The sequence below is a fragment of the Paraburkholderia sp. BL21I4N1 genome (assembly GCF_002973525.1).
Classification (GTDB): domain Bacteria; phylum Pseudomonadota; class Gammaproteobacteria; order Burkholderiales; family Burkholderiaceae; genus Paraburkholderia.
Map to the genome: position 1 here is coordinate 184,532 of NZ_PVEN01000006.1, position 12,410 is coordinate 196,941.

Genomic DNA, 12,410 nt, shown 5'->3' on the forward strand with positions numbered 1-12,410 from the left:
GTTATTTCACCTCGCGGCTCTGGAACGGCACACGCTGCCACAACACGAACGGCTCGCCCGGCGCCGGCTCGACGAACAGCGCGACGTGATCGACCGGCAGCGGGCCCAGTACAGGCGTACGCGCCTGCCACCACGCGACCAGCGTGGCACGTTCGTGTGCATCGGCAAGCGAACTGGACAACGTCATATGGAAACGGAATTCGTCGAACACGTACGGATAGCCCCATTCGATCAGCAGCGCGCGTTGCCGCTCGCTCAGCGGCGCGGCGAGCCGGCGCGCGAGATCGGCGGCCGACGGTTTGGCGCGCAGCGTACCGAGCGTTTGCAAGGCACTCGTGGCAAGCGTGCGAATGTCGGCCTCCGCGTGCGGATCCGCCGGACGCAGCGCGACAAAATCGCCCAGCGTCGCGGCTTCCACCGGCAACGTGAACGGCCGCTGCGTATCGGCCCATGCACGCGTGGCGGCGAGCACGTCTTCTTGCGTCATGTTATTCGCGAGGCGGAACGGCGCGACCAGCGTGCCATGCCAACCGTAACGGCGCGGCGCTTCGGTCAACGCCGTCAGCGGACGCGTCAGACCTGGCGGTTGCGGCGGCACGCAAGCTTCACCACGCTCGGCATCGCGGCCGAGCCATGTCGAGCCGGCTCGCCACCATGCCGACTCGCGCGACGGCGCGTAATAAACCGCGAAACGCGCGTCGGCGCGCCACACCGCGCCGCTCATACGTCGTGCTCCACCAGCAGTTGCACGCGATCCGCCGCGAAATGCGTGAAGCCGTATTTGATCGGCGTGCCTTGCAGATCCACGTCGACGTTTTCGACCCACAACACCGGCTGTTGACGATTGATGTTCAAACGCCGCGCGACTTCCGGCTCGGGCAGCACGCTACCGATGCGGCTCCACTTGCGCAGATAGTCGTTCACGCCGAGTTCCGTCATCGCTTTCGTGATGCCGCCAGTGCGCTCCAGCACCTCCGGCAGTTCGGGAAAACGCGCCGCGGGATACCAGTTGCGCGCGAACGTGAGCGGCACACCGTCGGACTCGTGCAACGATTCGATCCGGTAGACCGCCGCGCCGGCTCGCAGACTCAGCGCCTTCGCCACGCTCGGCTCGGCCTTTACGCGCACCGCCGACAACATCGTGCCCGCCGCCGAATGATGTTGCTGACGCAAGTTTTCTGTAAAGCGCGTGCGGCGGCCGATCGTATAGTCGATCGCGCCGGGTTGCACGAATGTGCCGCGCCCCTGCTCGACGCTGACCAGCCCCAACGCGGCGAGCCCGAGCATGGCCCGGCGCACCGTATGCCGGTTCACGTCGAAGCGTTTGGCGAGTTCGCCTTCGCTCGGCAAGCGCCCTTCTTCGCCGAAACCGCTCGCGGCGATTTCCTTGGCGAGGATCTGTTCGATCTGCCGCCATACCGCAACGCCGGCGCCGCGTTCGAGCAAGGTGCCCGGCGTCGCGTTGTCGTTCGATGTCATGGTGCTGTCATTCCCTTGAGTTCAAATTATCGCTATGACGTGCATTGTAGTGTGCAAGCCGTGATGGAAATGTGAAACGTCGGCAAAGCTCTATACGGCTCGACAAGCATACCTTTAAACGTCTAGACGTTTAGACGAATAGATGGTCAAATGTTGACTCGCTGGATCACCAGGAACTTCGATGAGTGCCCCTTCCGCCTCGCCCTCTTCCGCTGCGCCTTCGTCGGTCCGGCGCGCCTGGATGGCCGTTCTCGCCCGCACGCCGCGCGCCGATCTCGAAGCCGCGCTGCAGCATGCGCTGCACGACCTCCCCCCTCCCGCTTACGACTGGCTGCGGCCACCTGAAATCGGCCTCGCCATGGTGCGTGGGCGCGTGGGCGGCAGCGGCGATCCGTTCAATCTCGGCGAAGCCACGGTCACGCGCGCCACGTTGCGTTTGCGGGTGGCCGAAGGTGCGGTTGCCGCGGTCGGCGTGGCCTGTCATCTGGGCCGCGACCGCCGCCGCGCCGAACTCGCCGCGCTGGCGGACGCCTTGCTGCAAATGCCCGAACATCACGCGGCGTTGCATGAGCAACTGATCGGGCCGTTCGCCGCGCAACAAGCCGCGCAACGCGACGCGCGGCGCGAGGACGTCGCGGCCACGCGCGTCGAATTCTTCACGATGGTCCGGGGCGACTGATGGAAAACTCACAAATTGCATTGTCCACGCTCACGCCGGGTTTCGCCGATCCGGTGCATGACACCCAGGCGGTGTTCCGCACCTTGCTCGACGCGTTGTCGCGGCCGGGCACGGTCGGCGTGGTCGAGAACGTGCTGCCGGCCGTACGCGCCACGCGCGCCGACCTCGCGGCATTTGCCGCCCTGCTTGCGTTGTGCGACTACGCCACGCCGGTGTGGCTTGCGCAAACCGACACCGCGCTCGGCTCGGCGCTGCGCTTTCATACCGGCGCGCCATTGGTGAACGATCCCGCCGAAGCCGCGTTCGCCTATATCCACGACGCCGCCACCTTGCCGCCGCTCGAGACCTTCGCGCTCGGTGCCGCCGAGTCACCCGAGCAGGCCGTCACGCTGCTGATCCGTGTCGACGCGCTGACCGGTGGCGCGCCGATCCTGCTGAGCGGTCCCGGCATTCAACACACCGGGACGATCGCACCGGTCGGCCTGCCCGAACATTTCTGGCGCGAACGCGCCGCGCTCGCGCCGTTGTTTCCGTGCGGCGTCGACTGTTATTTCGTCTGCGGCGACACGCTGATCGGCCTGCCCCGCACAACTCAAGCGAAGGTGAACTGATGTACGTTGCCGTCAAAGGTGGAGAACGCGCGATCGAGGCGTCGTGGCGCCTGCTCGACAAGGAGCGTCGCGGCGACACGCAACTGGCCGAACTCAGCGTCGCGCAGATTCGCGAACAGTTGCGGCTGGCGGTCGCGCGCGTCATGACCGAAGGCTCGGTGTACGACGAAGAACTCGCCGCGCTCGCGATCAAGCAGGCGGCCGGCGATCTGGTCGAGGCGATCTTCCTGCTGCGCGCCTATCGCACCACGTTGCCGCGTTTCGGCTATACGCAGCCGATCGACACCGAAGCGATGCGCGTGGAGCGGCGTATTTCGGCGACCTTCAAGGATGTTCCCGGCGGTCAGTTGCTCGGCGCGACTTACGATTACACGCAGCGTCTGCTGGATTTCGCGTTGCTCGCCGAAGGCGATGCAGAGACAAGCGTCACGCCGACAACCTCGTCGCCAAAACCTGCCGCGCCGGTCGTCGCCGAAGCCATGCCGCGCGTCGTCACGCTGCTCGACAAGGAAGGGCTGATCGAACAGGAACGTCCCACGCCGAATGCGCCGGAGCCCGGCGATCTGTCGCGCGAACCGCTCGCCTTTCCGGCGAGCCGCGCCACGCGTCTGCAGAATCTCGCGCGCGGCGACGAAGGTTTTCTGCTCGCCATGGGTTATGCCACGCAACGCGGCTACGCGAACTCGCATCCGTTTGCCGGCGAGATCCGCTTCGGCACGATCTCGGTGGAAATGGATCTCGACGAGTTGGGCGAAGCCGTCGACATCGGTGAAATCGACATGACCGAATGCCAGATGGTGAATCAGTTCGCCGGCAGCGGCGCGGTGCCGCCCACCTTCACGCAAGGCTACGGTCTCGCGTTCGGCCACTCGGAGCGCAAGGCGATGGCCATGGCACTGGTGGATCGCGCGCTGCGCGCCGAGGAACTCGGCGAGACGCTGGCCTCGCCGACGCAAGATATCGAATTCATGCTGTCGCATAGCGATAGCGTCGAGGCGTCCGGTTTCGTTCAGCATCTGAAGCTGCCGCACTACGTCGACTTTCAATCGGAGCTGGAACTCGTGCGGCGCTTGCGCGCACAGCACGTCGCGCAGAACGCCGTGCAAACGCCCGACACAAGCGCAAGCGAAACCACGCCCCAGCAAACGGATCACGATCAGCAGGAGCAGGCAGCATGAACGCAGCCGCCACACCGCTCGCCACGCCGTCGTACGACGCCGCCGCGGACGGCTACAACTTCGCTTACCTCGATGAACAGACCAAGCGCATGCTGCGCCGCGCGTTGCTCAAAGCGGTTGCCGTGCCGGGCTATCAGGTGCCGTTCGCCTCGCGCGAAATGCCGCTGCCGTTCGGCTGGGGCACGGGCGGCATCCAGGTCACCGCGGCGATTATCGGCCGCCACGACACGCTGAAGGTGATCGATCAGGGTTCCGACGAAACCACCAACGCGGTCAACATTCGCCGCTTTTTCGCGCGCACCACCGGCGTGGCGACCACGCGCCGCACCGTCGAAGCAACGATTATCCAGACGCGCCACCGCATTCCGGAAGCACCGCTCACCGACAGGCAGATTCTGGTCTACCAGGTGCCGATGCCCGAGCCGCTATTCCGGCTCGAACCGCGTGTGGCCGAAAGCAGGAAGCTGCATGCGCTCGCGGACTACGGTCTGATGAGCGTGAAGCTGTACGAGGACATCGTGCATCACGGCAATATCGCCACGACTTACGACTATCCGGTGATCGTCAATCATCGCTATCTGGCGTCGCCATCGCCGATTCCGAAGTTCGACAATCCAAAGATGCATATGAACCCCGCGCTGCAATTGTTCGGCGCCGGCCGCGAACGGCGCATTCATGCGATCCCGCCTTATACGCCGGTGCGCAGCCTCGACTTCGACGATCACCCGTTCGAGGTACAGAAGTGGCAACACGCCTGCGCGCTGTGCGGGTCGACGGAAAGCTTCCTCGACGAAATGATCGTCGACGACGCGGGCAAACGGATGTTCGTCTGCTCCGATAGCGACTACTGCCACGAACGTCGCGGCGACGCCGAAGTCGATCCGTCGTCGCGCCCCACCGCCCAAGGAGAAGCCGCATGACGCCGCTGCTGAGCGCCCGCGCGCTCACCAAACAATACGGCGGCCGCAACGGCTGCCGCAACGTCAGCTTCGATCTGTATCCGGGCGAGGTGTTGTGCATCGTCGGCGAATCGGGCTCGGGCAAAACCACGCTGCTGAATGCGCTCGCGTTGAAAACCGAAGCCGACAGCGGCGCGCTGCACTACACCGCGTCGCACGGGGAAAAACTCGATTTGCTGGCGCTGTCCGAACCGCGCCGACGGATGCTGATGCGCACCGAGTGGGGCTTCGTGCAGCAGAATCCGCGCGACGGACTGCGCAGCGGCGTCTCGGCCGGCGCGAATATCGGCGAGCCGCTGATGGCTATCGGCGCGCGCCACTACGGCGATATCCGCTACGCGGCCACACAGTGGATGGAACGCGTCGAACTCGATTCGTCGCGGATCGACGAATTTCCGGGTGCGTTTTCCGGCGGCATGCAGCAACGTTTGCAGATCGCGCGCAATCTCGTGACCTGTCCACGGCTCGTGTTCATGGACGAACCCACCGCCGGTCTCGACGTTTCCGTGCAGGCACGCCTGCTCGATCTGCTGCGTACGCTGACCTCCACGCTGCATCTGTCGGTGCTGATCGTCACGCACGATATCGGCGTGGCGCGTTTGCTCGCGCATCGGCTGATGGTGATGCAAGGCGGCGAAGTGGTCGAAGCGGGTCTGACCGATCAGGTGCTCGATGATCCGCAACACCCGTACACGCAAACGCTGGTTTCCTCGGTTCTGCCGGTTTGAGGCTCATGATGCAATCCATTGATACCGCCAACCCGCCCCAAGCCGCCGGGCTCGCATTCGCCGACAACGCCGCGCTGATGCTGCGCGCGGTCGGCATCGGCAAGACCTTTACGTTGCACGGCCAGGGCGGCGTGCAGATCGAAGCGCTCGCGGGCGTGTCGCTCGACGTGGAGCGTGGTGAGTGCGTGGTGCTGGTCGGTCCATCGGGCGCGGGCAAAAGCACGCTGTTGCGCTGCCTGTACGGCAACTATCTCGCCAGCACCGGTTCGATCGCGATTCGCGACGCCGCGAACGACGGCCGCGCCGTGTCGATCACCGGCGCCGAGCCGCACGACGTGCTGCGCCTGCGGCGCGGCGTGGTCGGCTACGTCAGTCAGTTTCTGCGCGTGATTCCGCGCGTGCCGACGCTCACTCTGGTCGCCGAACCGCTGCTGTCGCGTGGTGTCGCCGAAGACGAAGCTCGCACGCGGGCCGTCGCGCTACTGGCTCGGCTGAACGTGCCGGAGCGGCTGTGGACGCTGGCGCCCGCCACCTTCTCGGGCGGCGAGCAACAACGCGTGAACATTGCACGCGGCTTGATCGCTGGCCACCCGCTGCTGCTGCTCGACGAGCCGACCGCGTCGCTCGATGCGGAAAACCGCGACGTGGTCGCCGATCTGATCGTCGAAGCACGCGAGCGCGGCGCGGCGATCGTCGGCATTTTTCACGACGAAGACACGCGCAACAAGGTGGCGACCCGCCGCCTCGAATTGCGGCCGCCGCTGCGTCATTGAGCGAACCGGTCGGCGCCGGACCGCATCAAAAACCGCATTACACTGAACCCCCCATCCAGTCGCATCACACCAGTCTGACTGACTACGGAGCAAGTCGATGTTGATCAGAAACGCTCGCATCGTGACGCGAGATGAAGTATTCACCGGCGTGGTACACGTCGAAGACGGCGTGATTCGCGACGTCGAGCGCGGCACGACCGCGGCGCGCGAAGCGGAAGATTGGGACGGCGACTATCTGTTGCCTGGCCTGATCGAATTGCACACGGACAATCTCGAGAAACATCTCGCGCCGCGCCCCGGCGTGCAATGGAATACCGACGCCGCGTTCGTGATTCACGACGCGCAGGTGGCCGCTGCCGGCATCACCACCGTATTCGATGCGCTCGCCATCGGTTCGCGTTCGAACGTCGGGCTGCGCGGCCGCGACGTGCAGACGCAATGCGCCGAATCGCTCTCGCGTCTGTCCGAACGCAACCTGCTGCGCGCCGAACACTTCCTGCACCTGCGCTGCGAAATCGCCACCGCCGACGTGGTGGAACTGTTCGATTCGTTGTGCGCGCATCCGTTGCTGCGGCTCGCCTCGGTGATGGACCATACGCCCGGTCAGCGCCAGTGGCACGATCGCGAGCAATGGCGCCGCTTCCAGGAGCGCAACGGCAAGCTGAGCGACGAACATGTCGCAACCGCGCTGACCGAGTTGTCGATCGAACAGGCCCGTTACGCCGACACGCACCGCCGCGAGATCGTCGAACGTTGCAACCGGCTCGGCATTCCGGTGGCGAGCCACGACGACACGCTGGTCGAACACGTCGAACAGGCACGCGCCGAAGGCATCGTGCTGGCCGAATTCCCGACCACGCGCGTGGCCGCCGAGGCGGCGCGCGAGCACGGTATTTCGACCATCATGGGTGCGCCGAATATCGTGCGCGGCGGCTCGCATTCGGGCAACGTGTCGGCGCTCGAACTGGCCGAGGCGAATCTGCTCGATATCCTGTCGTCGGATTATGTGCCGTCGAGTTTGCTGACCGCCGTGTTCGAACTGGTCGCGAAAGCGGGCTGGACGCTGCCGCGCGCCATGGCGACGGTCTCCGCCGAACCGGCACGCACGGCCGGCTTGCATGATCGCGGCGCGATCGAAGCAGGCCTGCGCGCCGACTTCGTCCGCGTGACGATGCTCGACACGCTGCCGGTGCCGCGCGCCACGTATCGCGGCGGCGCACGGATCGTCTAACCGTGCGTTGAAGTGTGAGCCTGAGCGTGGGAAAACTGCCTAGCGATCCGACTGCAGTTGCCCCCACGCCACCAGCACCTTCTGGATACCGCGCGCGTAGGCGTCCCGCTCTCGCGGCGTTTCCGAGTGGTAGGCGCCTATCGCGCGCCACGTGTTGCCGTGCTTGACCATCTTCTGTTTCAGCAGCCAGGCCGCGACGTACACGTTCACGCACGGATCGATCAGCGCGCGATGCGGCACCCCTTCGCGTGCGAGATCGCCGAAATGGATCGAATTGATCTGCAACTGGCCGACGTCGATCGAACCATTGGCGTTGCGCCGGATCGCGCTCGGGTCACCCTTCGATTCGTACCACGCGAGCGCGCGCAGCACCCACGGGTTGACCCCTTGATAGGCCGCGGCTTCGTTGAAGCAGTCGTCGGCCGCTTGCGCTGTCCCGCACGCCATCCAGCAGGCGAATGCAGCGACGAAGATTTTCAGGGACATGCTTCATCCTTCCGCTCGATAGCGATAAAGAGGTGAAAGCGGGAGACAACACCACGCCAGCCCATCTGGCCGACGTGCCGTGTCGTTGCGGTGGCCGCGTTACCGGTTCATGGCCAGATCGATCTGGCGCTGTACGTTGTCGAGATACGCGTGCGACGCGTCCGACACGATCAGCCGCACCACCGGAGCCGGCGGCATGCGGCGCTCCGGCATCTGAACCGATGCGCGTGATTTCTTGCGATGCGGCGTCGGTTTGAGCGGCGCGGCGTCGTCATCGGTGACGCTCGGTGGCGGCAGCATGGCAAGCGACGGCAACGGCGGATAGACCTTGTCGGCTGCGGGCGGAAAAGCGGCGGCGGACTGCAAATCCGCGCCGGGCTGACCCGCGCACGCCGATCCGGCCAGCAACGCGGTCAGGGTGAGGAAGGCGCCGCGCGCGATCATCAGGTGCGCCTTCATTGAACCGTCCTGATCGACACGCTATACGGCTGTCCCAAGCCGGCAGTCCGGTTCTCGAAGTTCACCCGCGCCGTGCGTTGTGCGGGCACGCCTTTCCAGACCGCCTGATTCAGATAGCCGAAGTCCTGGCCCAGCGCGGTGACGAGCACGACTGTCGGTTGCGGCTGCGCGGCGGCCAGCGCGCCGGCTTTGGCCAACACGGCGGTGAGTTGCGGATCGCGTGCGCCGAGCGCGTCCGGCGGAATGTCGAAGCTGATCACTTCGTTCGGCGCTTTGTCCGCATGCGCCGCTGTCGACGGCGGCATCTGCGCGCAACCGGCGAGCGCCAGTGCCGCCACCAAGAAACAAACCTGTCGCTTCACGGAAAATCTCCAGTCAGTCCTGTTGCCATAACGACGTTGTCGGCAAGCCCGCGACGAAGTTGAGACAACGAAAACGCTTCCAGTGAAATGAAAAATACTTGCCTCAAGATCGGCGCAAACGATTGCCAGCGCGCTCGCCGAATCGACGATCGAGGCAAACTTGCCTCGCGTTTTTAGCGCGTATTTGTCTGATTAAAACGCCGCTCGGCGCGGGTCGAGGAGGGGAAAATCAGGTGAAGCGGTCAGCGTAAAGCCGCGCGCAAGGAGTTCGTTAGTGACGCGCAAGGGAGACCGTGACGAAAACGCAGCGCGACGCGCACGCCAGACCGCGACGCCGCCACGGCCCGCCCGCTCAGGCCATCGGCTCGGCCTCGCGGCCGGCCGTCGTCGCGTCTTTACCGGCCCTCGCCTGCGCCTCTTCCTGCTGGGCGCGCTGTTCGCGCCGACGCATTTCAAGCAGATCGTGATAGCGCAAATACGCGCACCGTCCGCCGGATTTGGCTGCGTACATGGCCGCGTCGGCATTCAGCAGCAGTTCTTCGGCCGTGCCGCTGTCGTCCGGGAACTGGCTGATGCCGATGCTCGCGCCCACGTTCATGCTTTGGCCGTCCATCAGGAGGGTTTCGTTCAGCGTGCCCATGATGCGCGACGCGATTGCAGGAGCCGCCTCCGCGGAACGCGGCCCCTCGATCAGCACGATGAACTCGTCGCCGCCGAGTCGCGCCACCACGTCGGCGGAACACAGCACCTGCTTCAGCCGGCGCGCCACCGCGACCAGCACCTTGTCGCCGATCGAGTGGCCGAACTGGTCGTTGATCTGCTTGAAGCGGTCGAGGTCGACGAACAGCACCGCCAGGCCTTCCTGGCGCCGCGTGGCTTCGTCGATCGCGCTTTCGAGCTTCTGCATGAACAGCATGCGGTTCGGCAAGCCGGTGAGCCCGTCGTGCGTTGCCAGATGCACGAGCTCGCGTTGCTTGGCGTGCAGCACGTCCATCTGCGATTTGATTTCGCGGCGCAGACGATCGAAGCAACGCGCCAGCACGCCGATCTCGTCGGTGCGCTTGAGCGGCAGCGTCTCCATGGCATGTTCGGCGAACAGATGGGTGGCGGCGTGCGCGAGCAGATGCAGCGGTTTGGTCAGCGCGCGCGCGAACAGCACGGCAAGGCCCAGCGCCAGTGCACTAAACACCAGCACCATGCGCACGATACGATCTCCAAGCAGATTCGCGCCGGACAACACGTCCTCGAGCGGCTTGGCGAGGCCGAGCACGATAAAACGGTTGCCCGCGGAGTCGCCGAACGGCCGGCGCACGAAGGCGAGTACCTGACCGGCTGCCTGCCTCGGCTTCACGAGGCCGTTGACGAGAATTTCGCTTTGCGACTGCTCGAAAAGCGGTTTGGTGACGGAGAAACTATCCTGGATCAACACACGCCGGCCGCGGTCGAAGCCGAAGGTTTTCGACGGATCGGGATGGACCAGGAAATCGCCCCACTCGTTGGTGAGATACACCTGGTAGTCGCTCGGCAAATCGCTTTGCAAACGCTTGAGCAATCCGGCGAGATCGACGTCGATCACCACCACGCCCACCACCTCGCCGTTCGCGTTCGCCACCGGCGTGCCGAGCCGCAAGGTCGGTTTGCCCTCGGCGCCATGCGCGCCGTATTCGTGATTGACCGAGATCGGCGACGTGTAGATGCGGCCCGGCGAAAACGCCAGCGTCTCGAACACATACGCGAACTGGCCTTTTTCCTGCAGGCTGTTGCCCTGCACGCGCACGAGGCCGTCGCCGTCGCGGTCGAAGCGGATCAGTTCGAGCCCGTAGTGCTGCCGCGCGATCAAACGGATCTGAAGATATTCGGGGTGATGGATCATGAAGCTCGAATACACCTGCGCCAACTGCTCGCGCGCCGGGTTCTTGCCGAGACCGTCGTCGGTTTGCGCGACGTCCGCCGCGGACGGCAAGCTCGCGAGCACCTGGGCGTCGGCGCCGACGTCGTCGATCGAGGCGGAAAAGCGCTGACCTAGCAGTTCGGTGGACGTCAGCAGACTGTGGCCGGCTTCGTTCACCAGCATCGTGCGATTGGCGCGATACGCGTAATAGCCGGTCGCGCCGGACGCGAGCACGCCGATGCACGCGAGCAGCACCGACAATTTGACGGTCAGGCCGGGCCGTATCATCAGAAACGCTCCGAGCGATCGCCGGACACGATTCGAGCCCACAGGTCCTCGCGCCGCTGAATATCCTCCACCGTACCGATCCACACGATGTGCGCATTGTCGCTGTTGTCGACCGGCGCGCTGAGCGTGTTGGCGAGCCCCTGGCGTTGCGTGAGCAAGCCGCTCACGCCGGGTTCGAGCATGTAGTTGATCCATGCGAGCGCGAGCGCGGGATCCTGCGCTGAACGCGTCATCGACCAGCAATCGAGCCACGCGAGCGCGCCTTCGTCCGGAATCACATAGCCCACGTCCGCGCCTGCGCGACGCAGCAATTCGACCTGCTGGGTGCCGTAATTGCCGAACATCAGCGCCACCTTGTGCTGCATGAAGACCGCGGTCGCTTCTTCGGGCAGCGTGTAGTAGGTCAACAGATTGCGGCGCAGATCGACGAGTTTCTGCGCGATCGTGTGAATCTGCGTGGCGTCGAGCTGAAACGGATGCGGATAGCCGAGCGCCAGCGCGGTGAACGAGAAGTTGTGCTGCGCGCTGTTGAAGTCGAGCACCTTGCCGCGATACTTCGGATTCCATAACTCGCGCATGGAACGCGGCGGCACCGCGATCTGCTTGCGATCGTAGATCAGACCCATCGACGAATACGTGAACGGAATCGCGTAGACCTTGCCCGCGGACGTCAGGCCTTCGATCGACGTGCGCGCCTGAAATCGCGGCAGTTGCAGTTTCGTGTTCGGCAGGCTCGCCAGATCGAGCGGCGCGAGCAAATTAGCGCGCGTATAGCGCTGGATTTCGGCGGTGTTGGCGGCGAGCACGTCGAACGGCGGCGTGTCTTTACTGTGCATCAGCGCCCACAGCGCCTCGTCGGAATCGGCCAGCGTGACCTCGACCTTGACCTTGTAGCGCGACTCGAAGGTCTTGACCACGTCGTCGTCGGCGTAACCGGGCCATGCCAGCACGCGCAGGATTTTCTCGCCGGCTCGGGCCGGCGCGGCGGATAAAAGCCCGCAGCAGAAAACCGCGCCGCTCAGAAGCGCCAGAAATACGGATAACGCCCGACGGCGCGAACCATTCGCGCGAGCTGCGGCGCCCGCGATTCTCCGCGGGAAGAATCGTTTACAACAGCCCATGTCATCTGCCATCAACATCTTGTGCATATACAACACCGTTTAGCAGAAGGCCCGGCCGACGAACGCCAGCACGCGGAGAGGCTCCGCGCAAATGGTGTTCGGTGACTTTCTTCAGACAGATACGCTCATTGCGCCGCGAGAAGCGAGCGCGAGGAGCTTTGATGA

The 12,410-nt window shown here is 64.8% G+C and carries 14 protein-coding genes; 7 read left to right on the plus strand and 7 right to left on the minus strand.

Annotated elements, in window-relative coordinates; genetic code table 11:
- Position 1 precedes the first annotated feature (1 nt).
- Both B0G83_RS17660 and phnF read right to left on the minus strand, forming a co-directional pair.
- On the minus strand, positions 2 to 724 hold the full coding sequence (locus B0G83_RS17660) for a DUF1045 domain-containing protein (RefSeq protein WP_105508672.1): 723 nt from the start codon (positions 722 to 724) through the stop codon (positions 2 to 4).
- The gene (gene phnF / locus B0G83_RS17665; RefSeq protein ID WP_105508673.1) at positions 721 to 1,479 is read right to left on the minus strand and encodes a phosphonate metabolism transcriptional regulator PhnF; all 759 of its coding nucleotides are present in this window, start codon (positions 1,477 to 1,479) and stop codon (positions 721 to 723) included. The genes B0G83_RS17660 and phnF overlap by 4 nt, the downstream gene beginning before the upstream one ends.
- Positions 1,480 to 1,660: 181 nt before the next feature.
- Here phnF and phnG point away from each other — a divergent pair, with 181 nt between their 5' ends.
- The 7 genes from phnG (at position 1,661) to B0G83_RS17700 (ending at position 7,638) form a co-directional block, all read left to right on the plus strand.
- Complete coding sequence (gene phnG / locus B0G83_RS17670; protein ID WP_105508674.1) at positions 1,661 to 2,158, plus strand: phosphonate C-P lyase system protein PhnG; 498 nt, start codon at positions 1,661 to 1,663, stop codon at positions 2,156 to 2,158.
- Positions 2,158 to 2,769: a phosphonate C-P lyase system protein PhnH gene (gene phnH, locus B0G83_RS17675; protein WP_105508675.1), complete on the plus strand. Its 612-nt coding sequence runs from the start codon at positions 2,158 to 2,160 to the stop codon at positions 2,767 to 2,769. The genes phnG and phnH overlap by 1 nt, the downstream gene beginning before the upstream one ends.
- Positions 2,769 to 3,947, plus strand: a complete 1,179-nt coding sequence (locus B0G83_RS17680) for a carbon-phosphorus lyase complex subunit PhnI (protein WP_105508676.1) — start codon at positions 2,769 to 2,771, stop codon at positions 3,945 to 3,947. The genes phnH and B0G83_RS17680 overlap by 1 nt, the downstream gene beginning before the upstream one ends.
- The gene (locus tag B0G83_RS17685) at positions 3,944 to 4,867 is read left to right on the plus strand and encodes an alpha-D-ribose 1-methylphosphonate 5-phosphate C-P-lyase PhnJ (protein ID WP_105508677.1); all 924 of its coding nucleotides are present in this window, start codon (positions 3,944 to 3,946) and stop codon (positions 4,865 to 4,867) included. Before B0G83_RS17680 ends, B0G83_RS17685 begins: the two co-directional genes overlap by 4 nt.
- Positions 4,864 to 5,634 carry a phosphonate C-P lyase system protein PhnK gene (gene phnK, locus B0G83_RS17690; protein ID WP_105508678.1) on the plus strand — a complete coding sequence of 257 codons (771 nt, stop codon included), beginning with the start codon at positions 4,864 to 4,866 and terminating at the stop codon, positions 5,632 to 5,634. Before B0G83_RS17685 ends, phnK begins: the two co-directional genes overlap by 4 nt.
- An 8-nt stretch (positions 5,635 to 5,642) precedes the next feature.
- A complete protein-coding gene (gene phnL, locus B0G83_RS17695) occupies positions 5,643 to 6,407 on the plus strand; it encodes a phosphonate C-P lyase system protein PhnL (protein ID WP_105508930.1) in 765 nt (254 codons plus the stop codon).
- A 97-nt stretch (positions 6,408 to 6,504) separates the two neighbouring features.
- Entirely contained in the window at positions 6,505 to 7,638 is a 1,134-nt protein-coding gene (locus tag B0G83_RS17700; RefSeq protein ID WP_105508679.1) for an alpha-D-ribose 1-methylphosphonate 5-triphosphate diphosphatase, read from the plus strand.
- 39 nt (positions 7,639 to 7,677) lie between these two features.
- Here the strand turns inward: B0G83_RS17700 and B0G83_RS17705 are convergent, their stop codons facing one another.
- From B0G83_RS17705 to B0G83_RS17725, 5 genes are all read right to left on the minus strand, one after another.
- Positions 7,678 to 8,124: a lytic transglycosylase domain-containing protein gene (locus tag B0G83_RS17705; protein ID WP_105508680.1), complete on the minus strand. Its 447-nt coding sequence runs from the start codon at positions 8,122 to 8,124 to the stop codon at positions 7,678 to 7,680.
- Between the two features lie 99 nt (positions 8,125 to 8,223).
- On the minus strand, positions 8,224 to 8,583 hold the full coding sequence (locus B0G83_RS17710) for a hypothetical protein (RefSeq protein ID WP_258167932.1): 360 nt from the start codon (positions 8,581 to 8,583) through the stop codon (positions 8,224 to 8,226).
- On the minus strand, positions 8,580 to 8,888 hold the full coding sequence (locus B0G83_RS17715; RefSeq protein ID WP_258167959.1) for a hypothetical protein: 309 nt from the start codon (positions 8,886 to 8,888) through the stop codon (positions 8,580 to 8,582). The genes B0G83_RS17710 and B0G83_RS17715 overlap by 4 nt, the downstream gene beginning before the upstream one ends.
- 409 nt (positions 8,889 to 9,297) lie before the next feature.
- Positions 9,298 to 11,124 (minus strand): diguanylate cyclase domain-containing protein, encoded by a 1,827-nt coding sequence (locus B0G83_RS17720; RefSeq protein WP_105508682.1) that lies wholly within the window; start codon positions 11,122 to 11,124, stop codon positions 9,298 to 9,300.
- A complete protein-coding gene (locus B0G83_RS17725) occupies positions 11,124 to 12,272 on the minus strand; it encodes a PotD/PotF family extracellular solute-binding protein (RefSeq protein ID WP_105508683.1) in 1,149 nt (382 codons plus the stop codon). The genes B0G83_RS17720 and B0G83_RS17725 overlap by 1 nt, the downstream gene beginning before the upstream one ends.
- Positions 12,273 to 12,410 lie beyond the last annotated feature (138 nt).

What these genes read in the sequence shown, in the direction of transcription:
- B0G83_RS17685 (WP_105508677.1), top strand. Translation starts at nt 3,944, where the DNA reads ATGAACGCAGCCGCCACACCGCTCGCCACGCCGTCGTACGACGCCGCC.
- B0G83_RS17715 (WP_258167959.1), bottom strand. Translation starts at nt 8,888, where the DNA reads ATGCCGCCGTCGACAGCGGCGCATGCGGACAAAGCGCCGAACGAAGTG.
- B0G83_RS17700 (WP_105508679.1), top strand. Translation starts at nt 6,505, where the DNA reads ATGTTGATCAGAAACGCTCGCATCGTGACGCGAGATGAAGTATTCACC.
- B0G83_RS17705 (WP_105508680.1), bottom strand. Translation starts at nt 8,124, where the DNA reads ATGTCCCTGAAAATCTTCGTCGCTGCATTCGCCTGCTGGATGGCGTGC.
- B0G83_RS17660 (WP_105508672.1), bottom strand. Translation starts at nt 724, where the DNA reads ATGAGCGGCGCGGTGTGGCGCGCCGACGCGCGTTTCGCGGTTTATTAC.
- B0G83_RS17725 (WP_105508683.1), bottom strand. Translation starts at nt 12,272, where the DNA reads ATGCACAAGATGTTGATGGCAGATGACATGGGCTGTTGTAAACGATTC.
- phnH (WP_105508675.1), top strand. Translation starts at nt 2,158, where the DNA reads ATGGAAAACTCACAAATTGCATTGTCCACGCTCACGCCGGGTTTCGCC.
- B0G83_RS17710 (WP_258167932.1), bottom strand. Translation starts at nt 8,583, where the DNA reads ATGAAGGCGCACCTGATGATCGCGCGCGGCGCCTTCCTCACCCTGACC.
- phnK (WP_105508678.1), top strand. Translation starts at nt 4,864, where the DNA reads ATGACGCCGCTGCTGAGCGCCCGCGCGCTCACCAAACAATACGGCGGC.
- B0G83_RS17680 (WP_105508676.1), top strand. Translation starts at nt 2,769, where the DNA reads ATGTACGTTGCCGTCAAAGGTGGAGAACGCGCGATCGAGGCGTCGTGG.
- B0G83_RS17720 (WP_105508682.1), bottom strand. Translation starts at nt 11,124, where the DNA reads ATGATACGGCCCGGCCTGACCGTCAAATTGTCGGTGCTGCTCGCGTGC.
- phnF (WP_105508673.1), bottom strand. Translation starts at nt 1,479, where the DNA reads ATGACATCGAACGACAACGCGACGCCGGGCACCTTGCTCGAACGCGGC.
- phnG (WP_105508674.1), top strand. Translation starts at nt 1,661, where the DNA reads ATGAGTGCCCCTTCCGCCTCGCCCTCTTCCGCTGCGCCTTCGTCGGTC.
- phnL (WP_105508930.1), top strand. Translation starts at nt 5,643, where the DNA reads ATGCAATCCATTGATACCGCCAACCCGCCCCAAGCCGCCGGGCTCGCA.